Annotated in this window: 24 protein-coding genes and 1 pseudogene; 11 read left to right on the plus strand and 14 right to left on the minus strand. The window is 58.1% G+C overall.

All coding sequences use genetic code 11. The features are described from left to right. Positions 1–973: 973 nt before the first annotated feature. A complete protein-coding gene (locus QFI97_RS02060) occupies positions 974–1,132 on the plus strand; it encodes a YqaE/Pmp3 family membrane protein (protein WP_045853240.1) in 159 nt (52 codons plus the stop codon). A 62-nt stretch (positions 1,133–1,194) separates the two neighbouring features. Here QFI97_RS02060 and QFI97_RS02065 read toward each other — a convergent pair whose 3' ends face one another. Continuing rightward, positions 1,195–1,632 (minus strand): hypothetical protein, encoded by a 438-nt coding sequence (locus tag QFI97_RS02065; protein ID WP_143350195.1) that lies wholly within the window; start codon positions 1,630–1,632, stop codon positions 1,195–1,197. Positions 1,633–1,749: 117 nt separating this feature from the next. Beyond that, positions 1,750–2,961, minus strand: coding sequence for an FAD-dependent oxidoreductase (locus tag QFI97_RS02070; protein WP_346430485.1), 1,212 nt, complete (start codon positions 2,959–2,961; stop codon positions 1,750–1,752). A 294-nt stretch (positions 2,962–3,255) separates the two neighbouring features. Here QFI97_RS02070 and QFI97_RS02075 point away from each other — a divergent pair, with 294 nt between their 5' ends. The 4 genes from QFI97_RS02075 to QFI97_RS02090 all read left to right on the plus strand — a co-directional run bounded on the left by QFI97_RS02075 (position 3,256) and on the right by QFI97_RS02090 (position 8,453). Further along, entirely contained in the window at positions 3,256–5,817 is a 2,562-nt protein-coding gene (locus tag QFI97_RS02075; RefSeq protein WP_346430486.1) for a TonB-dependent receptor, read from the plus strand. 156 nt (positions 5,818–5,973) lie between these two features. After that, positions 5,974–6,486 (plus strand): sigma-70 family RNA polymerase sigma factor, encoded by a 513-nt coding sequence (locus tag QFI97_RS02080; protein ID WP_095104183.1) that lies wholly within the window; start codon positions 5,974–5,976, stop codon positions 6,484–6,486. A gap of 21 nt (positions 6,487–6,507) precedes the next feature. Further along, complete coding sequence (locus QFI97_RS02085) at positions 6,508–7,443, plus strand: FecR domain-containing protein (RefSeq protein WP_346430487.1); 936 nt, start codon at positions 6,508–6,510, stop codon at positions 7,441–7,443. 167 nt (positions 7,444–7,610) lie between these two features. Beyond that, positions 7,611–8,453 carry a TonB family protein gene (locus QFI97_RS02090; RefSeq protein WP_346430488.1) on the plus strand — a complete coding sequence of 281 codons (843 nt, stop codon included), beginning with the start codon at positions 7,611–7,613 and terminating at the stop codon, positions 8,451–8,453. Positions 8,454–8,474: 21 nt separating this feature from the next. Here QFI97_RS02090 and QFI97_RS02095 read toward each other — a convergent pair whose 3' ends face one another. From QFI97_RS02095 to QFI97_RS02130, 8 genes are read right to left on the minus strand one after another with little or no spacing between them, the layout of a single operon-like run. Continuing rightward, on the minus strand, positions 8,475–10,145 hold the full coding sequence (locus QFI97_RS02095; RefSeq protein WP_346430489.1) for an AMP-binding protein: 1,671 nt from the start codon (positions 10,143–10,145) through the stop codon (positions 8,475–8,477). Further along, complete coding sequence (locus tag QFI97_RS02100) at positions 10,126–11,391, minus strand: MSMEG_0569 family flavin-dependent oxidoreductase (RefSeq protein WP_346430490.1); 1,266 nt, start codon at positions 11,389–11,391, stop codon at positions 10,126–10,128. Before QFI97_RS02100 ends, QFI97_RS02095 begins: the two co-directional genes overlap by 20 nt. A 17-nt stretch (positions 11,392–11,408) precedes the next feature. Continuing rightward, positions 11,409–11,699 (minus strand): MSMEG_0570 family nitrogen starvation response protein, encoded by a 291-nt coding sequence (locus QFI97_RS02105; RefSeq protein ID WP_095104189.1) that lies wholly within the window; start codon positions 11,697–11,699, stop codon positions 11,409–11,411. An 11-nt stretch (positions 11,700–11,710) separates the two neighbouring features. Continuing rightward, positions 11,711–12,673 carry a sll0787 family AIR synthase-like protein gene (locus QFI97_RS02110; RefSeq protein ID WP_095104190.1) on the minus strand — a complete coding sequence of 321 codons (963 nt, stop codon included), beginning with the start codon at positions 12,671–12,673 and terminating at the stop codon, positions 11,711–11,713. Further along, positions 12,670–13,233 (minus strand): MSMEG_0567/Sll0786 family nitrogen starvation N-acetyltransferase, encoded by a 564-nt coding sequence (locus QFI97_RS02115; RefSeq protein ID WP_346430491.1) that lies wholly within the window; start codon positions 13,231–13,233, stop codon positions 12,670–12,672. Before QFI97_RS02115 ends, QFI97_RS02110 begins: the two co-directional genes overlap by 4 nt. 10 nt (positions 13,234–13,243) lie before the next feature. Then, positions 13,244–14,353 carry an MSMEG_0568 family radical SAM protein gene (locus tag QFI97_RS02120; RefSeq protein WP_095104193.1) on the minus strand — a complete coding sequence of 370 codons (1,110 nt, stop codon included), beginning with the start codon at positions 14,351–14,353 and terminating at the stop codon, positions 13,244–13,246. Further along, entirely contained in the window at positions 14,313–15,317 is a 1,005-nt protein-coding gene (locus QFI97_RS02125) for a Nit6803 family nitrilase (RefSeq protein WP_346430492.1), read from the minus strand. The genes QFI97_RS02120 and QFI97_RS02125 overlap by 41 nt, the downstream gene beginning before the upstream one ends. A 10-nt stretch (positions 15,318–15,327) precedes the next feature. Beyond that, a complete protein-coding gene (locus QFI97_RS02130; protein WP_095104195.1) occupies positions 15,328–15,810 on the minus strand; it encodes an MSMEG_0572/Sll0783 family nitrogen starvation response protein in 483 nt (160 codons plus the stop codon). A gap of 365 nt (positions 15,811–16,175) precedes the next feature. Between QFI97_RS02130 and QFI97_RS02135 the strand changes: the two genes are divergently transcribed. The 4 genes from QFI97_RS02135 to QFI97_RS02150 all read left to right on the plus strand — a co-directional run bounded on the left by QFI97_RS02135 (position 16,176) and on the right by QFI97_RS02150 (position 21,686). Next, positions 16,176–17,576, plus strand: coding sequence for an aminotransferase-like domain-containing protein (locus tag QFI97_RS02135; protein ID WP_346430493.1), 1,401 nt, complete (start codon positions 16,176–16,178; stop codon positions 17,574–17,576). A 252-nt stretch (positions 17,577–17,828) separates the two neighbouring features. Beyond that, a complete protein-coding gene (locus tag QFI97_RS02140) occupies positions 17,829–18,404 on the plus strand; it encodes a DJ-1/PfpI family protein (protein ID WP_095104198.1) in 576 nt (191 codons plus the stop codon). A gap of 259 nt (positions 18,405–18,663) precedes the next feature. Continuing rightward, positions 18,664–20,364 carry an Hsp70 family protein gene (locus QFI97_RS02145; protein WP_346430494.1) on the plus strand — a complete coding sequence of 567 codons (1,701 nt, stop codon included), beginning with the start codon at positions 18,664–18,666 and terminating at the stop codon, positions 20,362–20,364. Between the two features lie 2 nt (positions 20,365–20,366). After that, positions 20,367–21,686 carry a J domain-containing protein gene (locus QFI97_RS02150; protein ID WP_346430495.1) on the plus strand — a complete coding sequence of 440 codons (1,320 nt, stop codon included), beginning with the start codon at positions 20,367–20,369 and terminating at the stop codon, positions 21,684–21,686. 294 nt (positions 21,687–21,980) lie between these two features. On the opposite strand, the pseudogene QFI97_RS02155 reads toward QFI97_RS02150, so the two are convergent. Beyond that, a pseudogene (locus QFI97_RS02155) lies at positions 21,981–22,239 on the minus strand (helix-turn-helix domain-containing protein). A gap of 125 nt (positions 22,240–22,364) precedes the next feature. Between QFI97_RS02155 and QFI97_RS02160 the strand changes: the two are divergent. Together QFI97_RS02160 and symE are read left to right on the plus strand one after the other, a co-directional pair. Further along, a complete protein-coding gene (locus QFI97_RS02160; RefSeq protein ID WP_095104202.1) occupies positions 22,365–22,610 on the plus strand; it encodes a helix-turn-helix transcriptional regulator in 246 nt (81 codons plus the stop codon). 322 nt (positions 22,611–22,932) lie between these two features. Next, positions 22,933–23,265 (plus strand): endoribonuclease SymE, encoded by a 333-nt coding sequence (gene symE / locus QFI97_RS02165; protein ID WP_346430497.1) that lies wholly within the window; start codon positions 22,933–22,935, stop codon positions 23,263–23,265. 260 nt (positions 23,266–23,525) lie between these two features. On the opposite strand, the gene QFI97_RS02170 is transcribed toward symE, so the two are convergent. From QFI97_RS02170 to QFI97_RS02180, 3 genes are read right to left on the minus strand one after another with little or no spacing between them, the layout of a single operon-like run. Beyond that, positions 23,526–24,011, minus strand: a complete 486-nt coding sequence (locus tag QFI97_RS02170) for an Hcp family type VI secretion system effector (protein WP_346430498.1) — start codon at positions 24,009–24,011, stop codon at positions 23,526–23,528. Between the two features lies 1 nt (position 24,012). After that, positions 24,013–24,534: a hypothetical protein gene (locus tag QFI97_RS02175; protein WP_346430499.1), complete on the minus strand. Its 522-nt coding sequence runs from the start codon at positions 24,532–24,534 to the stop codon at positions 24,013–24,015. Continuing rightward, positions 24,515–25,030 (minus strand): DUF2778 domain-containing protein, encoded by a 516-nt coding sequence (locus tag QFI97_RS02180; RefSeq protein WP_346430500.1) that lies wholly within the window; start codon positions 25,028–25,030, stop codon positions 24,515–24,517. Before QFI97_RS02180 ends, QFI97_RS02175 begins: the two co-directional genes overlap by 20 nt. Positions 25,031–25,140 lie beyond the last annotated feature (110 nt).

The raw sequence follows: 25,140 nt of genomic DNA on the forward strand, positions 1-25,140 counted from the left end.
TAGAGGAGTGGATGATAATAAATGAAGGTTAAAAATTACATCAAGCCGTTACTATATTAAGTTTATCTGCGGCGGTTCCACTTACTTCATCTCATTCTTCTGTATATTAATGATGAAAACCATTAAAGGTTTTTTCTTACTTTACCACCCCATTATTTTTATTTAACCACCCAGGGCAATTTATGAAAATAAAAATACTCTTGAATTTCTGTGCAAAAATCATCTTGTATTTTATTTTATTTCTGGTCATACAGTGCATGAGCCCTGACTGGAGATCCTTAACTAACCATGACATAGGCATAAAAGCAGCATACGCGTTAATGACGACAATTATTTTTTTACTATTGTCGCCATTAATTGATAAATGGAGTAAGAGAAATGAGAGGCCTAAGCCTTAAAGAGCTGACCTCAGCGTTTGGTGCCGGCATCGATAAAGATGCAGCGGTGGCTGACGGGAGTGCAGTTGGAGGGATACACGGAGTTTTTCTCTGGCCTATATCCCTCGGGCTTACCTTGAAGCAGATACAGAGAAACGTCTCCTCAACGGTCCGGAGTTCAGATTGCATCCTTCAGAATGGAATAAAAGAGGAAGGGTCTGGATCATAGATTTCTGTTGTAAGTCTGGTTTCGGACAAAGGGTCATTGCGCATTTCATCCAGTATCCCTATGGGGATAAGGCGAAGCGCGCTGGCTGAACAGAAGGAAGAAAATCATGAAGTTCAGGTCGGCCTTGCAGAATACAGCGCGAGGATCCTCGAAGATGCAGGGAAAATAGTCAATATTAGGAGATGACATGCTGTAGGTATCATCCCGGACGGAATACATCAAATCTTCATTTTGACTCTGACCCGCGCTCCTTTACGTCCGCTAGCAAGCGTAAAGGAGAGTAAACCCCCAGGGCAAACTGGCACTCTCGGGCAGAATTACTAAGCTTAATCAGGGAAACGGTTAATTTTACTTAGAGGGAGCGTATATGGGATTCTGGAGAATTGTTTTAACGATTATTCTGCCGCCGCTTGGCGTACTGCTGGGTAAAGGATTCGGCTGGGCGTTTATTCTTAACATCGTGCTGACGCTGCTGGGCTATATTCCCGGCCTGATTCACGCGTTCTGGGTGCAAAGCCGCGATTAACCGACCGCACCAAACGGCGCCCGGACGCCGTTTGGTGTATTAAACCCGGAACAAAATAGTGACTATTTATTTTCGGGTTTAAAGTGATAGGTTTCTTGAGCCGTTTGCAGCCATTCCCGATCGGAAACGATATTGTTCCTTTCAATCACGCTGAGCCAGCCGCCGTCGCCGGGCATGGTAATCAATGCGCTCCCCGTCGACGCAACCACCGTATTGACCGAATCATTTTGCACCCTGAAAAGTGGGAATCCTTTACTATCCACGCACCAGTTATCCACCATCTTATTTTTGTTCGCCACGCAATAATCTACGATCATCGGGTATAAATAGGGCCGCATATTGACGTACATGGCCCCGCCGATAAAAGGCGTTCTGGTTGCCGTGCTGTAGTGTTTTTCAAGATATTCAATTGCACCTCCTTTTAGCAATTTTTCATCCCCGACTCTTAACGTGCAGGAGATCTGTGACAAAGAAGCGATTATCAAAAGCAGCCATCTCATTATGGAATCCCTATCATTAGCGCTGGCCGAAATACGGCTATGTGGTCAACCTCTTACAACAACAGTGCGGCGGTACCCGCGTATCTATTCCGCCGCCGCGGGGCAATCCGCCTGCCGCTAAAACCCACGCGGCGTTTCGCGACGGAATCCCAGGCCGATGATCCTACCGACCAACCGAGGCAGCCAGCGGCTGTTGCTGAGCCAGGTCATCAGACCGGAGCCGCCAGCCGCGCGGCGTTTTTTCGTCCTGCGCTGGCTCATTTTAATTTGTAAAAACTGCGTGGCTTTGGTGGGAAAATCGCGCCGCCGCTGCACGCGCCGCAGATGCTTTAGCTGCAAACGGCGCTGGCGCAGCGGCAGGCTAACGGCGTTAGCCGCGGCCACCGCATCCTGAATCGCCAGATTGACCCCCACTCCACCGATAGGCGACATCGCGTGCGCCGCGTCGCCAATGCACAGCACCCCCGGCTTCGCCCACTGCTCCAGCCTGTCGATGCGGATGCTCAGCAGCTTCACCTGCTCCCAGCCGGCAATCTCCTGAAAGCGATCGTCCTGAAACGGGGCCACCTCGGCCACCTGCAGCAGGAATTTCTCCAGTCCGCTCTCCCGGATCGTATCGAAGCTCCCCTTCTCGATCGAATAGCCGCACTGCCAGTAATCCCCGCGATCGATCATGATGAAGTTGCGCCTTGGTCCGGTATGGCCCATCGACCATTGCGGATCGCCCGCATGCTTACTGAGCTTCATCCACAGCAGATCCCGCGGCATACCGAACGAGCGGCTGCTGAGCGCCGCTTTTTCCCGCACCACGGAGCCTCGCCCGTCGGCGCCGACCACCAGCTGGCAGGCAACCTCGATCGGCCCTTCCGGGGTCTCCGCCAGCACGCCGCACGCTCGGCCCTGCTCATAGCGCAGCTCAGCCACCTGCGCCGACTTTATCAGCGTGAAATGGGGAAAAGCAGCGGCCCGCCCGGCGAGGAAAGTGAGGAATTCCCACTGCGGCATAAAGGCGATGAATTTGCAGCGCGTCGGCAGACGGGAGAAGTCCGCCAGCATCACGTTGCGCCCGGCGATCTCCGCCCACAGGTTTTCCGCGCGCTGGTGCGGCAGCGTCAGGAGATCGTCAAGCAGACCAAGCTGATGCATCAGCTCCAGCGTGGAAGGGTGAATGGTATCGCCGCGGAAATCACGCAGAAAATCATCGTGCTTCTCCAGCACCGTTACCTTGACGCCCGCCCGGGCTAACAGATAGCCGAGCATCAACCCGGCAGGGCCGCCGCCTACGATGCAGCAATCGGTGGTGTAAGACGCGATCGAGGATGATGCCATGCTCTTAAGCCCCGTGGAACGACCCGCTTTCAGTGAATCGACGCGTCGTGGAAGAAATAGCGTATTGATAATGATTATCAATATCAGATAAAACTGTCAACCCGTTGCGCCATGCGGATTGCCCTCTGTTCAAGCGTCTGGCGGGCCGCAGTGCGGGAAAATAGCCGGCTGATACCGCCTGTCCGCAGGTTTAGCCGCCAGATGAGAAATTTTTTCATTAAATCTCTGCCCGATTTTGTCGCCTGGGTGACCTCTCTACTGAGATTCCAGTTTCACACATTCAGGGAACAGTCGATGTCTATAAAAAACAAAAGCGCGGCAAACAACATGCCCGGCACAAACGTCCGGCGGCATATTCATCATTCCGGCAGAAAACGGGCCGCCGGCAGAGTGCTCAGGCCCGCGTGCGGGCTGCTGGTCTTTGCCTCCTGCGCGACCGCCGTTTTTTCCGCACAGGCGCAGCCGCAGCCGACGCAGCAGGCCGATGTTCAGTCTTTCGCCATTCCTGCCGGCGATCTGACCCCGGCGTTACAAAGCCTTGCCAGCAGCGCCCGGGTCATTCTGACCTTTACGCCAGAACAAACCCGGGGGAAAAGCACCGCCGGCCTGCAGGGGCGATACAGTGTGGCAGAAGCCTTTAGCCGCCTGCTGGCGGGAAGCGGTCTCAGCGCCCGGCAGACGGCAAACGGTTATCGCCTGGTGGCGGCTGAACCGCTTGAGGATCTGGTGATCCCGGAGCTGTCGGTAGTCAGCGGCTTAACCGATAGCGTCTCGGCCGGCCGCTCGACCCTGAATCAGGAAGACATCGCGCGCGTACAGGCCGATAACGTCGCCAGCCTGCTCGATCGCCTGCCCGGCGTCTCGATGGCCGGCTCCCCTCGCCCCGGCGGACAGAGTTTGAACATCTGGGGGATGGGCGATATGGAAGATGTCAACGTGGTGCTGGACGGCGCGCCCAAAGGATTCGAAAAATACCGCCAGGGCTCGGTGTTCATCGAGCCGGAGCTGCTCAAGCGCGTTGACGTCGATAAAGGCCCGCACAACCTGCTGAACGGCAACGGCGGGTTTGGCGGCACCATTACGATGGAAACCAAAGACGCCGGCGATATGCTGGAGCCCGGTGAGAACTTTGGCGGTTTGCTGAAATACAGCTATCACACCAACGATCGCCAGGGGATCTACAGCGGCGCGCTATATGGCCGCACCGAGGAAGGGTTTGCCGACGGGCTGGTCTATTTCAGCAAACGCGACGGGGGCAACATTAAACGGCCTGACGGCACGCGCTTTGCCTACTCGTCCAACGATCAGGCTTCGTGGCTGGTGAAGTCTAACCTGTATCTGACCGATGCGCAGACGTTAACCCTGTCGGCAATGCGCTCCGAGTCCGACGGCTGGCAGCCTTTTGCCGCCAAGCGCGATGATATCAGCGCCCCCAGCCAGGCGGATATCGACCGCTACGGCCGGGATGAGGCGTGGCGGCGCATCCTGGTGTATCGCGATCAGGTAGACACCAACTATTCGGTAAAATGGAACCTGGCGCCGGAAGAGCAGCCGCTGCTGAACCTGACGGTATCTTACGCCCACTCGAAAACCGAACAGCATGATAAACGGCCGGACTCCGCGTCACAGTACAGCTATCTGGGTTCTCTGGGGAACGAGAGCTGGGTGAGCTATGTCGATCAGCAGCTCGATATGAACAACGAGAGCCGCTTTAGCAGCGGCCCGCTCGATCATAAGCTGCTGTTTGGCGTGCGCTGGCATAAGCATAAACGCGATACGCTGATGTACTATCCGGCGCAGAAAAATAGCGCCAGCTACAACTACGGCTATTTCCAGCCCTACTATATGCCGGCGGGCGAGCAGGAAACCCGCAGCGCCTATCTGCAGGATGCGGTCAGCTTCGGTAGCCTGACCGTTACGCCCGGCGTGCGCTTCGATCACGTCACCAACACGGGCCAGCCAAACCGCGCGCCGCGCTATAACGATAGCGATCCTGCCGCCGGGCATGATTACAGCAGCGTCACCTACACCGGCTGGTCTCCGCACCTGGGGGCTATCTGGAAAGCCACGCCTAACTTGTCGCTGTTTGCGGACGTCAGCCGCACCTGGCGCGCGCCGGTCATTGATGAACAGTACGAAGTTCAGTCAGCCAGCTCCAGCGTTCCCGGCACCAGCCGTAATCTGAAGGTGGAGCGTATTACCGGAATTCGGCTAGGCGCGGTGCTGGATTTCAACAACTTACTGACGGCAGAAGACAGCCTGCAAATTCGTACGACCCTGTTCCGTAACCGCGGCAAGGATGAAATCTTCTATCGTCGCGGGGTGCTGTGCGACGCCGCCAGAAGCGGAGGGGAGTGCGGCCAGCCGCTGTCGAACTACCGTAACCTGCCGGGCTATACCATTGAAGGCGTGGAAATTGAGTCATTCTACGATAGCGATCGGGTGTTCGGCAGCTTCGCCTACTCCGCGATCCGCGGTAAGCGCGATGCTTCCCCGCGCGATCCCTGGGGAAACCAGACCTGGATTGCGGAAATTCCGCCGGTCACCGCGCACGCGGTGCTGGGGATAAAAGTACCGCAATGGGATGCGGCATTTGGCTGGACCGGCGACTTTGTGCGTAAACAGGACCGTTCCCCGGCCGACGGCGATCCGCTCGCTTCCGTCTGGGCGCTGCCGAAAACCGCCGGCTACTCCCTGCACGGCCTGTTCGCCTCCTGGCAGCCCACGGCGCTGAAAGGGTTTGAAGCCCGGGTGGCGGTGGACAATCTGTTCAACCACGAATATTACCCCTACCTGGGCGAATCCGTGTCCGGCGTCGGGCGGAATATTAAATTCAGCGTCAGCCAGCGTTTCTGACGTTTTACCCGCGGGGAGCCGTCGGCTCCCCTGCTTCCCCCACCTGAATCCCCGGCGTAATGTAAATAATCAGCAATCTCTTGACACATAACTTACATTATCTTAATTAGTAATGATTCTTATTTTCATTTAAAGCTATCATGTTTGGTGTGCCGAATGGCAAGGAAAGATATTGCAATCGCTAACGGGTTTGCCCAGCAGCTCTATAGTGAACATCACGGCTGGCTGTGCCACTGGCTGCGGCAAAAGGTCGGCTGCGCCTGGCATGCCGAAGATTTGGCGCAGGATACCTTTATCAGCATCCTGCTCAGCCCGCAGCTTACGACCATTCGCCATCCCCGCCCCTTCTTAGCCACGGTGGCGCGCCGGCTGGTAGCCAACTATTACCGGCGCAAGCACATTGAGGAGCGCTATTTGCAGGCCCTGAGCGAGCTGCCGGAGGCCGAATCCCCGTCGGCGGAAATCCGTCTGCAGACGATCGAGATGCTGGAAAAGCTGGACCAGGCGCTGGACGGCCTGCCCGCGCCGGTGCGCGAAGCGTTCCTGCTGGCCCATCTGCAGGGCATGCGCTACTGCGATATTGCCGAGCGGCTGCGGGTCTCCGCCAGCTCGGTCAAACAGTATTTGCAACGCGCGAATCTGCAATGTTTCTTTGCCTTATCATCGTAATAGCGGCGTGTTGATACCAGCATGAGTCCTTCATCCACTCTCAATGAACAAAGCGCCCGCGAAGCCGCCATCTGGCTTACGCAGCTGATGTCGGAAGACGCCAGCCAGGAGGATCGGGAAAACTGGCAGCGCTGGTATCAGTCGCGGCCGGAAAATGCCCAGGCCTGGCAGCAGATCGGCGCCTTCTCCTCCGGCTTTTCCCTGCTTAATGGCATGGCCGCGCAGCAGAGCCTGTCCCATCTGGCCAATCCTCAACGCCGCCGGCTGTTGAAGAGTATTGCCGTCGTCGGGCTGACCGGCGCGGTGGGGATCGGCGCCGGGAACAGCCTCTGGCGGCCCTGGCTGGCGGACTATCGCACGGCGATCGGCGAACAGAAAAATGTGACCCTGGCGGATGGCACGCAGCTGATGCTGAACACGCAAACGGCAGTCAATGTCGCCTCCCACGACGACGGCCAGCGGGTGGCGCTGTTGAACGGGGAAATGATGGTGACGTCGCCGCAAAACGCCGGGTTACTGCGGCTGCAGCTGCCGCAGGGCGAGCTCATCGCGCACAACAACCGCTTCGCGATCCGGCTGGGCGGTACGCAGAGCGATATTGCGGTGTATCGCGGCCAGCTGAGCGCCCGTCCGGCGGCAGGCAGCCAGAGCGTGACCGTCAATGCGGGCTATGGTCTGTGGCTCAATGAACGCGGGTATAGCCCGTTACACCGGGTGCCGGCGGAACCGGCCTGGCTAAAAGGGCTGATCGTGGCCGATGATATGCGGCTGGCAGATTTCCTCGACGAGCTGGCCCGCTACCGCCGCGGCTATATCCGCTACCGGCCGGAGGTCGCTAATCTGCGACTGTCGGGAGTTTTCCCGCTCAATAACACCGACCGCATTCTTGATTCGCTGCCTGACAGCCTGCCGGTACAGATAAACTATCTGTCAAAATACTTTGTCAGCGTCTCCTGAAGTCCTTTACTCTGATAATGATATTTTTATGGCGTTATATTTCGTTATTTCCACCAGACATGCCCTTTCCTGCCGGGCAGCGTGTCCTGTTTGTTATCCGACGCTGATTAACGTTGCGGCATTGCGCTCGCGACGACACGCTCTCCTGTACCGGTGGTAACTTTTCCATGTTAAATAAAAACACACTCTCCGCTGCCCCGCTTTTCCCCCAGGAATGGGAGCGGGGAGCGGGAAGGCGGTGGACTTTCGCAGGTCTGCTGACGCTGCTCCTTCACGTGATGCTGCTGGGCTGGCTCTGCTATCAGTCCAGCCCGCCGCCGCCGCTGCCGGCGGCCACGCCAATGGTGGTGTTAATGATGGCCACTCAGGCGCAATCCGTCGCCAGCCCGGAGAAAATGCCGACCGGAGTGCAGCAAACGCACGCCCTACCCAGCAGCCAGCCTGTGGCGCAGAAGGAGGAGGTGACAGAGGAGACCAGGCCAGCGCTGACCCAGGCTCCGCAAGGCACGGAGCCGAAAACATCCCCGGAGATAAAGAAAAGCAAGCCCGCTAAACGCAAAGACCCGACGCCGCCTAAAACAACGGCTGAACGGGAGGTGACGCCGTCAAAAACGTCTGCCGCAGCGGATACCAGCGCGCCGCCCTCGATGAACGATAAGCAGGTCGCGGCGCCGCAGAACATGGCGGCGCCGCAGGCGAACCCGATGAGCTCAGACTGGAGCGGGCAGCTGCTGGCACACCTGAGCCGCTTTAAGCGCTACCCCGCCGTGGCGCTCCGCCAGCAGCGACAGGGGGTGGTGTATATCAGCATCACCCTGGATCGCCAGGGCAACGTGCTGGCGGCAAAGTTACTCCGCTCAAGCGGGGTGGATTCGCTGGACCGGGAAGCGGAGCAGCTGGCGAAGCGGGCCGCCCCGCTGCCTCCGCCGCCGGATGATATCCGGGCGGGACAGCCGTCGTTCAGCGTGACGCTCCCGATTCGTTTCGATCTCAGAGAGGCGCGGCGGTGAAGCACAAGGCGCCCGCCGCTTCTACGCCAGCATGCGGCGCATCACCTTCCCGGAGAAAGTTTTAGGCAGAGCCGAGGTGAAGTGGATGCGCCGCGGCACGGCAAAGCGGCCGCATCTCGCCACCAGCCGGGCGCAAATGCTTTTTTTAAGCGCGGCCTGCTGCGCAGGGTCGGCCATATCGGTGACCACGAACAGCGCCACCATTTCCCCCAGCAGGTAGTGCGCCGTCCCGGCGGCGACCACCTCGACAATCCCCTCCAGCCCCATCAGAGCGTTTTCTATCTCTGCGGTGGCGATGCGCTTGCCGCCGATATTCATCACGTCATCCATCCGTCCCTGGATAACTATCCGCTCGCCAACCCTTATCGCACAATCGTGGGTGGCATAGCGCCACTGCCGATGCCAGCACGACCAGTAGTACTGGTCGTGCTGGATATCATTCTGCCACAGCGTCGACATCCCTCCGGGGCCAAGCGTGCCGTTAATCACCAGCATGCCCGCCTCGCCCGACGCGCAGGTTTTCCCGCTGGCGGGATGAACCACCTCAACCGCGCGGGTGAACACCGGCGAGAGCGCGCTGCCGGAGCCGGCCAGCAGCGGCCAGCCGGATTCGGTCTGCCAGTAATGATTTTCGCAGGGCACCCCCAGCTGCGAAGCCACCCATTCATCGGTGGCGTTATCCAGCGGCTCGCCGGCAAGATAGAGCGTGCGCAGCGAGGTCAGATCGGCGCGCGGCCTGCCCTGCCGCCGGGCCATGCGGATCGCCCCGGCAATGGTCAGCATCCGGGTGATGCCGAGCGTTTCCACCATCTGCCACCAGTATTCTCCCGGCGAGTTAACCTCGCAGAGCACCGTCGTCAGCCCCGCCAGCAGCGGCCCATAGATGCCGTAGCTGTGCCCGGTCACCCATCCGGCATCGGCGGTGGTAAAGAAAATCTCGTCGTCCCGCAGCCGGAAGAGATGCGCAAGGCTGGCCAGTAGCGCCACGGCATAGCCGCCCGTATCACGGACGATCCCTTTCGGCACCCCCGTCGTCCCCGACGTAAACAGCAGATGCGAAGGCGCGGAGGCCGCAAGCCAGGTACAGGGTACGACGCGGCCGCGATGCCGCGCCAACCGCTCGCCAAACGCCTGGCTGTGGACATCCACCACCCGCAGGCCGGCCATCCGCTCGTCAATCACGGGCAATGCCTTACGCCCGCGCGGCTCGCGGCTATGCAACAGCAGCACCGGCTGGCTGGCGGCAATGCGTTGCATCAGGGCTTCATGGGTGACGGCGGAATAGACCACGACATGCACCGCGCCAATGCGCGCGCACGCCAGCATGGCGACCGCCACCAGCGGCGTCATCGGCAGAGCGATGAGCACCCGCTCCCCAGCCTTCACCCCCCAGCTTTGCATCATGCTGCTGAGGGCGTTGACCTGCTGCCAAAGCTCGCGATAGCTAAGCCGGTGCGTTTGCCCGAGATAATCACGATGAATAATGGCGCACTTCTCCCCCTTCGCGGATAAATGGCGATCCAGCGCGTTAAAGCAGAGATTGGTGCGCCCGCCCGTAAACCAGCGGCAGCGCGGGCCGCCGTCGATGTTTTCCACTACCCCGGTAAAATCCGTTTCCCAGTACAGCCGCGCGGCCTCTTCCCGCCAGAAGTCGCGCAGGAAGGGATCATCATCACTCTGCGCTGTTCGCATCGATAACCTCCCGCGCGGCGATATGCCCGGCACGGCGGGCGATAATGTCCGCCTGCCACAGGGCGTCATCGCCTACGCCTTCGAAACGCCCCGATCCCCAGGTCCAGAGCCAGGGCAGCCCAAGGAAATAGAGGCCTGGCTCAACCGACACGCCGCGCCGATGCCGCGGATAGCCTTTCTCATCGAAGGCCGGGGCCTCGATCCAGCTGAAATCGGTGTGGAAGCCTACCGCCCAGATAATGGCCGAGATCGCCCTCAGATCGATCGGCTCCGCAGGGGACTCGGGCTGCCACGGCGCCTGATAGCGGGCCTCGACCGGAGCATCAATGCCCTGCCGGGCAATCCAGGCGTCGATGCTGTCTTTAATTTTTTGCGCGGCGGCGTCGGCGCCGTCAAGGTTGGCCCGCAGGTCGTCGGCGGTGTGCAGTTTTCCATCGGCATACTCCAGCAGACGCCCGTGCAGCCGCATCCCCTGGAGCGCAAACGCGCGTAAATCAATATCGCGCCCGCCGTCGCGCCCGGTCACATAGTGATTGGTTTTGCGTCGGGCCTCTTCACCCTGCGGATGATCGTCGACCGTCAGGCGGTAGTGGCCCATATCGTCCAGCCACTCCACCACGTCGCGGCCGCGATAAAAACGCGCCACCCGCGGCGCGCTGCCGACGCATAAATGCACCCGACGCCCCGCGAGGTGTAAATCTTCGGCAATTTGCGCGCCGGACTGCGCCGAACCCACCACCAGCACCTCCCCTTCCGGCAGCTGCTGCGCGGATTTGTAGTGGGCGGAATGGATCTGCGCAATGCGCTCAGGGAGCCGGGCGGCGAGATCCGGAAAGCGTGGGCGATGATAGTTCCCCACGGCGACCACCACCTGGTCGGCCTGCAGCTCGCCGAGGGAGGTAAACAGCGTAAAACCACCGTCGCGCTTCACTACGCGCTGGACGTTGACCCCTTCGCGCAGCGGGGCGTTGAAGCTCCTGGCGTAGCGTTCGACGTAGGCCACAATGTCGTCCCGCAGCATAAAGCCGTGGGGATCGTCGCCGTCATAAGGGAAGCCGGGAAGCCTGCACTGCCAGTTTGGCGTCACCAGGCAGAAGTTATCCCAGCGCTGCTCCCGCCAGGCCCAGGCCAGACGATGGCGTTCCAGCACAATATGACGGATGTTTTTTTGCTTCAGGCTCCAGCTCATGGCAAGACCGGCCTGACCGCCGCCAATAATGACGACAGGATAGGAGTTCGTATTCATCGTTTTCTCGGTTAACGTCAGGCTGTAATGGGGGTGATTTTTTCTACCGTGACTCTCTGCTCCGGGCCGAACTGCGCCGCCTTTTGCACGATCGCCGCCGATTGATCCTGCGCGCTGGAGCAGTAATAGCCAAACTTCGCTTTGACCCTTTCGCTGGCTTCGTCCAGCGCGCTAGTGGCCACCTGTACAAACTCATTCAGCGCGTAGGGATGGTCGATCAACAGGTATTTCTCGATCGCCGTTGACGGCGAATAGCAGGTGTCTTTGCTGCCGTCGGGCCAGCGCACCACAAAATGCATTGCAGGCATTGTCTGTTCCTCTATTGGTGAGTCATGCCGGTAAACGGCTGCTGCGTCAGATCCCAGTAACACGCGCGCTGCTCCCGGTAGCTCAGGATCAGCTTTTGCTCATGGGTAAAACGCCCCGCTGCGGCGCAGGCGATCCCGCAGTCGGCAAACCGCCGGGCCACTTCGTGGCAACGCGCCTCGTCCACCGCCAGCAGAAAGCCGAAGCTGGGAAAGGCGCACAGCCACTGCTCCAGGTCGATATCCGCCGGGATCGGGATCTGCTCAAGCGCCACCTCGGCGCCGAGGCCGCAGCTCTCCAGCATCATCGTCAGCGTCCCGGCCAGCCCCGCCTGGCTGATATCCTTCGCCGCCCGCAGGCTCCCGTCGGCGGCCAGCTCCGGCAGCAGCGCGAGCGCCCGGCGCAGTTCGGCGGGATCCGCGCGGGTCGCCGCGTCCCAGTTATTTCCCGGCGGGTGCCAGGCTCCCTGCAGATTGATGGCGACCATCAGTGTCTGGCCGGCCCGCGCCGCGCTGCTGCTGAGCGGGCTGGCCGTTTCGCCGAGCACCGCCACGGCCAGCTGCGGCCGCTCGCTGCGCAGGTTGGTATGTCCGCCGACGATCGGCACCCGATAGGCGCGCGAGGCCGCGGCCATCCCGCGTAAGATCTGCGCCGCGTGCGGCTGCGCCTCGTCCCACAGGGCGTTGACCACCGCCAGCGGGCGCCCGCCCATCGCGGCGATATCGCTCAGGTTGACCATCACCCCGCACCAGCCTGCAAACCACGGGTCCTCCTCTACAAAACGGTTGATAAACCCCTCAATCGCCAGCAGCTTGTAGCCGCTGCCGTCCGGGATCAGCGCGCAATCATCGCCGTTGGGAGACGGATTGGGCCAGGCGTCGCGCAGCTCGCGCGCCACCTGCTGGATATCGCGCTTATGCGCAATGCCGCTAAAGGCATGTAGCCGCGCGATCAGCGCCGGCAGGCTCGGATTCATACCCGCACCTCCGTCAGAAAGGCCGCAGCGTCAGCGGTTCGCTGAGGCCGCGCGCGATGAATCACCATCCCGCTCTGGGGGTCGTCGCAGGGCGGGTAAAAAGCTAAATCAGCCTGCATCCGGGCATGTTTGACGCCGCGAAGCTCAAGCCACTCCAGGGTTTGCCAGTGCATGCGGCGAAACAGCGGCTCGTTCTGATGCTGGACCTGGGCATAAAAGGCGTCGCAGCCCAGGGCGTGCGCGCTGCATACCGCGAGGCGGATCAGCGTCGGCCCCAGCTGCCCCTGGCGGCGATAGGCGGCGTCCACCGCCAGCCGCGACCCCAGCCAGACCCGCGGCGACAGCTGGTGGATACGCACCGTGCCGACCACCCGGTCGTGCCAGCCAGCCACGCAGCCCAGCGCCACCAGCAGGTGGGCGTGGCCGTCGATCTCATCGCGATCGTCATCGGCGAACAGGCCCTGCTCGCGGCAAAAGACCTGCCGACGCAGCGCATAGGCCTGCTCGCGCTCCCACGGCAGCGTGACCCATTTAATGGTATATCCGGCGTACTCGTTCATCGCGCGCTCCTTAGGCCGTCGCCTGTTCAAAGCTGGAGAGCGACGAGCAGGCGCCGCAGCGGCCGCAGCCGGCTTTGATATCGCTGGACCGCAGCTGAGCCTGGTTCAGCATCTGGCCCAGAGGTTGCAAAATCGAGGACATAAACCGGCTGTCCGGCGCCGGATGGTGCTCCAGCGGCGTACCGCCGATCGGCACGAAGGGCACGACGAACGGATAGACGCCCAGACCAATCAGCGTTTGCGATAGCGACAGAATAGCCTCCGGCGTATCGCCCAGGCCGGCGAGAATATAGGTACTGACCTGCCCGCGCCCGAAGACCGCCACCGCGTCGGCGAAAGCCTCAAGGTACTGCTCGACGCTGACCTGCGCTTTGCCCGGCATGATGCGCGCGCGGACCTCCGGCGTCACCGCTTCCAGGTGCATCCCCAGCGCATCGATACCGGCCTCTTTCATCCGCGTAAACCACTTCGCGTCCCCCGGCGGCTCGCACTGCCCCTGCAGCGGCAGGTCCACCGCGGCTTTAATAGCGAGGGCGCTTTCCACCAGAATGCGCGCGCCGCGGTCGCTGCCCGACGGCGTGCCGGTGGTCATCACCATGTGTTTTACCCCGTCCAGCTCCACCGCCGCCCTCGCCACTTCGGCCAGCTGCTCCGGCGTTTTCCGGGCAATGGTGCGCCCGGCGGCCAGCGACTGGCCGATGGCGCAGAACTGGCAGGCCTTCGCCCGATTTTCATAGCGAATACAGGTCTGTAATACGGTGGTCGCCAGCACGTCGGTGCCGTGCAGGGTGGCAATCTGCGAATAGGGGATCCCGTCCGCCGTTTGCCGATCGTAAAACCTGGGTTTGCTGGCGAAGCTTATCTCCCGCACCGGGATGGCGTTGTTAAACAGCCGCGAGGCGCCGGACGCTTCATGCTTCACCTGCCACGGCGAGCGATGGGCGGCGTGGGTGTATATCGGCACCATCACCGTCACGCCGTCAACGTTCATCGCCTGATGATCCGATGGCCCGGCGCCGCCGTGGCGGCTGACGTGCTCCTGTTGGGGGTTAATGACGTTAACCCCCTGGGTCAGCAGCTCAGTAATCAGCTGTTGGCGAGTGGACGGTATGTTCTGCATCGCGACCTCCTCCGGTTTCGGGTTCTGCTTCACGCGTCACGACATAGCGGGCCGGCGTATTATCCAGACGCAGGCTCAGCAATTCCGGGCGGGCGTAGTGTCCGACCGAATCCATCATCCGTTTGCGTTTGGTGATGAGCGCCATATCCAAATCGGCAATCAGTATTCCTTCGCCTTCGGTCAGCGGCGGCGCCAGATGGCGACCCTCCGGCGAGATGATGGCGGTGTGGCAACCTCCCCGCAGCCCCTTCTGCAGGGCGGGATCCTGGGTCAGTTCAGCGATCTGCTCTTCGCTCAGCCAGCCGGTGGCATTGATGACAAAGCAGCCGGACTCCAGCGCATGGTGGCGAATCGTGACCTCCATCTGCTCGGCGAAAATGGGGCCGACCAGCGAGCCGGGAAACTGGCTGCAGTGGATCTCTTCGTGCTGCGTCATCAGGCTATAGCGCGCCAGCGGGTTGTAGTGTTCCCAGCACGCCAGGGCGCCCACCCGCCCGACGGCGGTATCCACCACCTTCAGCCCGGCGCCGTCTCCCTGCCCCCAGATCATGCGTTCATGGTAGGTCGGCGTGATTTTGCGCCGCTTGAGCACCAGTTCGCCGCTGGCATCGAAAACCAGCTGGGTATTGTAGAGCGTGCCGCGATCGCGTTCGTTCACCCCCAGTACGACCACGATGCCGTGCAGGCGCGCGCGCTCGCCGACGGCGCAGGTGATCGGCCCCGGCACCGCGACGGCCTGTTCATACAGCTTGAGATGGGCGGCTCCCGCGCTGATCGCCGGGGTAATAAACGAGAAGTAGGGGTAGTAGGGGACAAACGTCTCCGGAAAAACGATGATCTCCGCCCCCTGCTCCGCAGCTTCGTCGATTGCCTCCAGAACCCGGGCCAGCGTCCTGCTGGCCTCATGAAGGTCCGGTGCAATCTGGGCTGCCGCCGCGCGAATAATGCGTGATTCAGCCATCATGCGCCTCCGTTTACATCGTCCAGGTGTCGATGATGACCGCGTTATCCCGCACGTGGAGCAGTTTGAGATCGAGCACATCCAGCGGGCTGATGGGGCGAATACCTTCCAGCAGAGAGGGTTCGCCGTGGCCGTACAGCGCCTGCAGGGCAAAGCGGCAGGCGTAGACTTTCCCCCCTTCGGACATAAACTTCGTCAGCTGATTGGCGTAGTTCTGATGGCCAGGGAAAGCCTCGGCGCCGAGGGTGGGGAACCCGCGCTGCACGCCGAGCATCACCCCCGGGCCATACAGCAGGATGGAGGTGGCGAAACCTTTGCGCTGCAGGCGGGTCGCCTGCAGCATATTGACGAAGCCGATCGAACCTTCGAAGGCGACGGTGTGGAACGTCACCAGCGCCTTCTGCCCCGGCTCGGCCTTCACGTCCTCAAAGACTTTCTCTTCATAATCGACAAAGAAATCACCGGTCTGGTGGGCGGGTAATGTAACTTTTGGCATAGCGCTCTTCTCCCGATAGTTATGAGGGGGAGTCTCTCTCCCCGTTATGGCACATCTGCAGGTGATGCCATGGGAGTGGAGCAAGCGCCGTGCCAGCGGGCGTTAGGGGTGATACAATCAATGGCCTATCAATTGCTCAAATTGTGCGCTAAAAAAATTTTATCGTGGCCTGTCGCGCCGCCTTTATCGTCGGCGAGGCGGACACCGGCGCGGTAAACGCACCGATTTGATGCCTTTTTGCACCATAAATGCACACAATCAAAATCATTATGCAATCAATGATGCAATCAATGGTAAATATGATTGCATAGCACCCGACAACAGGGAATAGTGTCCCTCTTTGCCGCTCTTTTCAGGGGATCCCCATGCTGAACAAAATCGCCAACCGCTGGAAAACCCATCAACAGCAGCATACGGCGCGCCCGGCCTACCTGCTGATTGCCGATATCATTGCCGATGGTATCAACAGCGGAGAGTTTCAGCCCCGCGACCGCCTGCCGCCGCTACGCGATCTGGCGGTCCTGCTGGCGATGAACTACACCACGGCGACCCGCGGCTACGCCGAAGCCAGGCGGCGCGGGCTGATCGACTCTCGTCCGGGGATGGGGAGCTTTATCCGCGGCAAGGTGCCCTCGGTGCCGCTCAGCGGCGGCAGCAGCTATGAGATGACCATGAACTCGCCGATTGAGCCGGGAGAAGAGCTGGCGCAGGCGATCGCCGCAGGGGCCATTAACCTATTTACCCAGAAAAATATTCTGGGCCTGCTGCGCTACCAGGATTTTGGCGGCCAGGCGGATGATAAAGCGATGGCGAAAGTGTGGCTGGAGAAGCAGCTGCCGCCGGTCAGCATCGACGAGATTCTGGTCGCGCCGGGGATCCACAGCGCGCTGGTGGGGCTGCTGACGCTGCTGTGTCGCCACGGCGGCAGCGTGTGCGTCAGCGATTTAATCTATCCCGGGCTGAAAGCCATCGCCAGCCAGCTGAATATTACGCTGCAATCCCTCCCCTGCGATGAGGACGGCCCGCTGCCGCGCGCGTTTGAACATCAGTGCCAGACCGGCAATATTCGCGCGCTCTACGTCAACCCGACGATCCAAAACCCGACCACCCTGACCCTGCCGTTACGCCGGCGCGAGGCGCTGGCGGACGTCGCGCTACGCTACAGCATCCCGGTGATCGAGGATGAGGCGTACGCCGCGCTGGCGACCCGGCATATCCCCTCTTTCAGCGAGCTGATTCCCGAACTGACCTGGTATCTCACCGGAATGTCGAAGTGCTTCGGCCCCGGGCTGCGCACGGCGTTTATTAAAGGTCCGGGCAAGCGTAATACGCAGCTGCTGGCGGGGGCGCTGCGGGCGCTGAACGTCATGGCCAGCCCGCTGACCAACGCCCTGGCCGCGCAGTGGATTCAGGAGGGGACGGCGGATCGGGTATTGCAGTCGGTGCGCGCCGAATCGGCGATCCGCCAGAAAATAGCCGCAGATATTCTCAAGGAGTTCAGCTATCGGGCAACCCCGGAGGGCTTCCACCTCTGGCTGCAGCTCCCCCGGCATTTTAACTGGAACCCTGCGGAAATGGCGGTGAAACTGCGCGATCTCGGGGTCAGCGCCGTCTCCAGCGCCGCGTTCTGTACCGATAACAACCCGCCGGACGCCATACGTATTTGCCTCGGCGGCGCCTGGTCGCGGGAAGTCTGCACTGAAAATTTACATACCCTGGCCCACGTGATGCGCAACCCGCTGAACTTTGGCAGCGTGATTTTGTAGGGGCGTATTGGGCAATGAAGCCTCGCTGTCCGCGCTAAACAAGACCATTCTATAATGCGTCCAGTGAGGTCGAGGGCGCCTATTACACCTACGTAAAAAATGTCGTTACCCGGCTAACAAATATGAAGACAGGCGAGTACTACTCGCGCTACTGGCAATCTCGCCAGTTAATGAAACAACGTTTCATAATAAAGAGGTTATTTGTTACTCTCAACCAACCATGATTTTCATTGCTAATTTAATGGAGAGAGTATGACTAAGAGCGTCGCCGTCCTGCTGGCACCAGGCTTTGAAGAAGCAGAAGCTGTTATGGTGATAGATATCCTGCACCGTATGAAGATCGATGTAAAAATGCTGTCCTGTCAGGATATGCTGGAGGTGCGTAGCTACCACAATATACGCATGTTTGCAGATACGCTGCTGGAAAGGAGCATGGATACATTATTCGATGCGGTGGTCATCCCCGGCGGCCTGCAGGGCACGCAAAGTCTGGCCGCGAATCCGCTGGTCATCGAGTTTATCCGCCGGCATGACGACGCCGGAAAACTGATCTGCCCTATCTGTTCCGCCGCGGCGCGCGTGCTCGGAGGTAATAAGCTGCTAAAAGGCCGGCGCTACGTCTGTTCAGGGGACCTCTGGCAAAACGTAACGGACGGGGTCTATGTCGATCGGGACGTGATAAAAGATGGTAACCTGATTAGCGGCAAAGGATTGGGAGTGGCTTTCAACTTCGCCGGCACGATTGCCTACTGCCTGACCGGGGATAAGGAAGACACCAATCTCCAGATCGAGCATATCTATTACGACCACTGGCGCGTATCGCCATAAAAAACGCGCGTCCTACCCGAAAATTTGCGTCATCGCCTGGTGTTGATGTTGCATTCCACATCAGGCACGCAGCCGTTTAGGGACGAAAACGGCCGCAGGTTCCGGCGAACGGGTTGGCCAATAATCCTTGTCGTGCGGCGGCGATAGCATGGGTTTAAAAAACGAAGCCCAAAAGCCAGCCATTACCTATAATCTTTTGGCGCATTGCGCATCAGGTCATTAAAGAAAACGGTCAGTTATACATGTCAGGGATAAGGCGATGACAGGCAATTCTTCACCGATAATCGGGATCGATCTTGGCACTTCAAACAGTGCCGTTGCATATTTTAGCGAACAAGGGACCACGCTCATTACCGGCGCTAAAGGCGAACGCCTGACGCCCTCAGCCGTGGGCGTTGATGACGAAGGCAATTTGCTGATAGGCGAAGCCGCAAAAGCCAGACTGGTTAGCCATCCCCATCTGACCGTCGCCAGCTTCAAGCGCTACATGGGCACCGATAAAGTTTTCACTCTCGGCGCCCGGCCGTTTCGCGCCGAAGAGCTCTCCGCATTAGTGCTGCGTAAATTAAAAACCGACGCCGAAGTGGCGCTAGGCTGCCCCATCACGCGCGCGGTGATTACCGTGCCGGCTTATTTCAACGACTCGCAGCGCAAGGCGGTTAAAGCCGCCGGACAGATGGCCGGGCTGAAGGTTGAGCGCCTGCTCAATGAGCCCACGGCGGCGGCGCTGGCCTACGGCCTCGCCGATGCCAGAGAGCAAAAGTTCCTGGTCTTTGATCTTGGCGGCGGCACGTTTGACGTCTCGATTGTCGATATGTTTGACGGCGTGATTGAGGTGCGGGCCAGCAGCGGCGACGCCTGGCTTGGCGGCGACGATTTTACCCAGGCGGTACGCCAGTGGATGATAAGCCGTTATCCTGAGCTGACGCCGGACCACCCCGAGCTGTCAGCGGCCCTCACCCAACAGGCCGAAGAGCTGAAGCAAAGGCTCAGTAGCCAGGATATCGCCAGCGTAAAGCTGATGCATGCCGGGACGGAGTACCGCTGGGAGCTGGATGAACACACGTTCCATGAGTGCTGTAGTCCGCTGCTGGCGAAGCTCAAAAAGCCGGTGCTTCAGGCGCTGCAGGATGCGCAGTTTGACGTCAGTCAGCTCGATCACGTGATTATGGTGGGGGGAGCCACGCGAATGCCGCTGGTACGCCAGCTGGTGGCCCGCATGTTCAGCCTGTTTCCGCGTAGTGAGCTGAATCCCGATGAAGTTGTCGCGCTCGGTGCCGGCGTTCAGACGGGCTTAATCGCGCAGGACCGCGCCCTGGATGATATTGTCCTGACCGACGTGATGCCCTATTCGCTTGGGATCGCGGTGGCGCGACGTAGCGGCGATAAAATAGAAGAAGGGTTTTTCTCCCCGCTTATCGAGCGCAATGCATTTGTTCCGGTGAGTGTGATGCAGACCTTCAGCACCATGAGCGATAACCAGCGCCAGATTGAGATTGAGGTCTATCAAGGAGAGTCGCGTAAAGTCAGCGATAATCTGCTACTCGACAGAATGTCCGTTAAAGTTCCGGTTCGTAAGGCGGGCGAAGTCAGCATAGACGTACGCTTCACTTATACCCTGGACGGTATCCTGGAAGTGGCGTGCACAGTCAGCGGCCAGGGGGCCGCCTCGACGATGGTCATCGAGAAGGCGCCGGGAACGCTGAGTGCAGAAGAAATTGCCCAGCGTCTGCAGGCGCTCAACGCGCTGAAGCAACACCCGCGAGATCTCCCGGCGAATCGCCAGCTGCTCGCAGAAGCCGCGAAGCGTTATGAGCAAGCGCTGGGTGAAAATCGGCAGATTATTGATTACTACGCCACGCAGTTCGAACAAGCGTTGGAAAAACAGGATTTGCGTTTAATCACTTCGGCACAGGATGAGCTGAGCCGGGTACTGGATCAGTTTAATAATGGATTTTAACGATGGCGACAATTTGGGATGTACTCGGCATTGAACCCACAACGGACGAACGGGAGATCCGCCGCGCCTATGCTCGAGAATTAAAGCAACGGCGGCCGGCTGACGACCCGCAAGGATTTCAGGAGTTGCGCGAAGCGTTTGATAGCGCTAAACGCTATGCCAGTTCGTTCGCCACTCTACCCGAAGAGGAAACCCTGGAGCGGGCAGAGCCTGAGCCAACGCCGATGGCGGCATATGTTCAGCGGCTGACGTTGGAACAGCCGGCGCTGCCGGAAACGAGCTGGAGCAGGGACGATCTGTGGCGTCGCGCTCAGGGGCTTGCCACGTTATTGATCAGCGACGAGCTTAGCGGGCTGGGCGAACTGCACCAGTATCTTGATAATGAAATACCCGATGCGCTTGCGGCCAGGCAGGCATTTAGCCTGATGCTGGCCGAATCGCTAAGCGAACAGCCGGGGCTTAATCGTAGTTTGTTAAATGAAGTTTCCGCGGTGATGGACTGGCAGATTGACCGCTACCACTCGTCTCAACTTCCCGACTGGGCTATCTTCGCGCTTGAAGAACAGATAACCCATAGCGAACAGGAAAACTACTGGCAAGCTCTGGCAGCGCGCTATGCCGGTAGCCGCCTGGCACAGCTGAAATGGCGCCTGCTGGCGGAAAAAGGCACGGAGGTCCCGTGGTGGGCAAGGCTGATTCCCGATCTTCTGCAGCAGTTAGTGAAGCAAGTCAGCGAGATACGGCAGCACTACCCTGCTCTTCAGGAGCGGCTTAATCCCCGACTTCTTAACGAGCTCGACAAGCCCGGACTGGCAATAAGCTGGGGCGCCGTTATTGCCGTTCTGTTCTGGGGCTATACGGCCTGGCTGCCGGGCCAGGCATCACCCAAGATGGCGCTACAGTCCGGGTTGATGCTAGCGGTCGTTGCCACCTTTATCTGGGGCTACCCGGCGCTCGATCGGCGATTTAAAGCCGGAGGAGCGGCCCATAAATACGTTAATGCCTTTTTCTGGCTGGCGTCAGTGTCGATTATTGCGGTGGCATTTTACAGTATTCTGCGAGGGGGCAGCGCCTGGCCGGGGAAGGATGCGCTGGCCACGCGGATGCTGGTTATCGTGCCCTTCCTGGTGGTTCCGGTCGGATGGGCGCTGTGGCAGCGGCGCGGCGAGTGGCGCACCCTGCCCATCACCATCATCGTGGTTTTCCTGATGTTTCCCATTTTATTCATTCGTCAGCTTCCGCCGCTGGTCAATTTGCTGGGCCTGATGCTATTGCCAATGCTTTACGGCATCCTCATTGAAATGACCTTCTTTGTGAAATAAAAAAGCCTGTGGATTAGATATATCCGTAGGCATCTCGCTTCGTAGGTATCCGATCCTTACGATAAGGTACAGACTCTGCTGGCCATTGCCCACGGTCAGTATGCCCTGGTTGAAAACTGCTGGCGACTTAGGTTGCCGGCTGCAAGGCGATGGTATCCGCCGCCCTGTAGCATGGAGGCACAGGGATGCCTCCTCCCCTTGTCACTTTATTCATCCAGTTACTGGCGTTAGCCGGTGGCCAGATGTACTGCCCTGCGAATAGCTATCCACGTCACGCCTTCGCAAGCGGATCGTTCAAAACTTTGTACGAATCAGTTTCTTTCTGTCGATCGGGTTACCCTCCCGATCGAAGTAGCGACTCGGCCAGATTTCCGCAGGGTCGATTCCCCAGCGCCTGGGAGATTAAGAACTCCCCTTTGGGCCAGGGACGAGACAGCGTGTTGGCCAGCGTTGACGAACTCAGTCCCGCCTGGCGCGACACCGCCGCCAGCGACAGGTTACGTTTTTTCAATTGCGCAATAATATCAGCCTGATGCATATCGGTTCTGTTCATCTCATTCATTCCTTTGTGTGCGCGAAGTCGTTCATATTCTCACCACAACACTAAGTAATACTTAGTACATTTTCAACCAGCAGCTTCCAGAATCGTGATTCTGTTTCCAGCCTTTCAGGATCATCATGCTGCCGCACCGTTTAAAAGAAGCGCGTCTCAGGACGGGAATTTCCCAGCAGAAGCTGGGTATCCTCGCGGGTATCGATGAGGCGACGGCGAGCGCGCGGATGAACCAGTATGAGCGCGGTATCCACACGCCGGATTTCGCGCTGGCCTGCCGGTTGGCGGAGGTGCTGAATATCCCGGCCTGTTATTTTTATACGGTAGAGGACGATCTGGCGGAAGTGGTGGCGGGCTGGTATCAGCGCTGAGACGGGCGGGGGTTTTCGTAGGATGGGGCGGCGAGACTGACGTTTTTCCGATGGCTGATAATAATATTTAGCGCTAAACCATTTCATTATTAATAAGAAAATAAATCCATTCATTTGTTCTATTCATGCGCTATATACATAAAGATTAAATATTATTCACAGATTCTTAAAATAATCCAGAAGACGCTGATTAAGTTTTATTATCCGCTGGACTTTATTTCCCTCACTGGTTAAATTTACAGATGTTATTTAGCGCGATGCGAACGTGTTGGCGCACGTCCGCATCGCTCATCACAATCACTATTTACAGGGAATAGCAATTATGACTGAGACCGATTGTATTGCAGATTCATTCGATGCAGAAGCGCCGGTGAAAAATAAGCGCCAGCTTACCGTGAGCTATGCGAGCCGCTTTCCGGATTATACCCGTATTCCGGCTATCGTTATGAAGGGCCAGTGGCTGGAGGCGGCCGGGTTCGCGACGGGTGCGAAGGTAGAAGTTCGGGTCATGGTGGGCTGTATCGTGCTGACGGCGATTGAGCCGGAACCGGAGCTGGAAGAGGCGATGCGCCGGGTGGAGAAGCTGTCGGCGAGTAAGCAGAAGCAGGTCCGGGAGTTTATTGGGGTGATTGCGGGGAAAGCCGCGAGAACATAATAAATACCGCTCCTGATAGGTCAGGAGCGGTTATTTTTCATTTAGCTCTCCGGGGAAAATAGAGTATTTTGAGACAAACACATCCCCATCAATAAAGTATTACGTCGGGTATGCTCGGGATGTGCGAAATAATTTAGTAGAAGAGCTTTCCCTTGAAGGGCGATCGCTATGAAAGGCCATGTCACGTTAACGCTGAGGCGCGCAAGCCTATGGTGCGTGTGAACATGTTGGGGGACCGTCACATTCCCTTATCTATCCGGCTACGCTCTCACATTCCAGTCGTCGGTATACTGCACGTTACCATCGACATAGCGCCATGTAATTCTATCGTACATAAGAGCAATAGATTCCATATGATTGATCTGCGAGTTACCGGCCATTTTAGCGTTTGGCATACCCGGATTCACGCCTGTAATCTTCACGCCCTCGAGGGTCATAATGAAGTAGCACTCTTCCTGCCCTGCATAGTTAATGCGATACCAGCGAATCTCCGCGCTTTTCAGCGTCTGACCCATAGATACGGCTCTATATAGATACGGGCTGGAACTATCAAACTCCTTTTCAATCATCATCGGAGAGTGCGATCGCTTGCCAGTGATCTTGCCATTGGCACCGTCCACCGGAATGTTCAAACCGTGACTAAAACCAATAATCTCGATACTCCCTTCACGATCCTTAACGTCTACAGATCCCTTAATATCTGCGCCGCCATCATCTTTAAGCCACATATAAGCCGGAACAGGCATTTTACAAACTCCTTTTGGTTGTGATTGTATTCATAATGACCCTATAACAAGCCACCGTTAGCAAAAAATTGAAAGTGATGATTGCCGTAATAATGAGATCTGAATATTTTTCTCCATCGGGGAGAAAAGCCTGGTAAGGCAGAAAGCGGAACAGTATCCAGAACAACAACGTAAACGCAAATAACTTAGCTAAACGTCGCAGTGTGGATAAAATACAATCCTCAGGGAGGTTGGCTGGACTAACCTTATGTGTAACGCCGCTGTAAGTGGTAATAATCGCACTCATGACAGGAACACTGATCAGGGTATTAATCAGGATACCGAAGTAAATATGTAACGATTCCCACACCTCTAAATCAGGTTCACCCAGTATGAAGCTAGTAAAATTACTGGCGCTTTGGTAATCGAAAAGACCAATGATTGAACTGACTAAATTGTCGTAAGGAATCACCTTAGCGACAATCGCCATAACCACAAAAAACAGCGCTATCTTAATGAACAAGCTAAGGGCATGTTTTGCCATTGGCAATCACCTCAATTGTGCCGTATGCCTTTAGTTTACTCATACAAGGAACATCTACCTGCTGTGTTCTCAGTAACGCATTGCGTAACATGGCAAAATCTGAATCATGTGGAAGGGTGATACAACCTTCTGACAGCGTGCCGGGATGCAAACGGAAATTACCGCGCTCAACACCAGCAATCCATGTGTAATCGTCGATTCCCCAATCATCCCGCCACAGAGCAAACCATTCGTTATGCCTGAACGTCGCACCGTTCGCTACATGGTTATAAATATCCCGGACACCGGCATTAAATTGCGATCTAAGTCCACCTTCAGGGCGATCAACAATCCAGTATTTACCCGCCGGAACCGGGCCTGCAGTCGGTTTCATTCCACAAGCCCCCCGATTGCGATAAATACCATCGCCAGAGAATGCTAAAAACGTCCCTATCCCAGGAAACGATAACGGAGAGTAATGCGCATCGTTGATTACAAACTTTCCATGTAGAGCCATAAACTACCCAATACCTTATTTATAACATGCGGATTAGGGTATAGGCTGTTTAGCAGAAAGTCTATTTTAACTTTATGATTTTATTTAAAGTTATCTTATTTTTGGTGAAC

It is taken from the genome of Klebsiella scottii (genome assembly GCF_036561945.1).
In the GTDB taxonomy this organism is placed as follows: Bacteria; Pseudomonadota; Gammaproteobacteria; order Enterobacterales; family Enterobacteriaceae; genus Klebsiella; species Klebsiella scottii.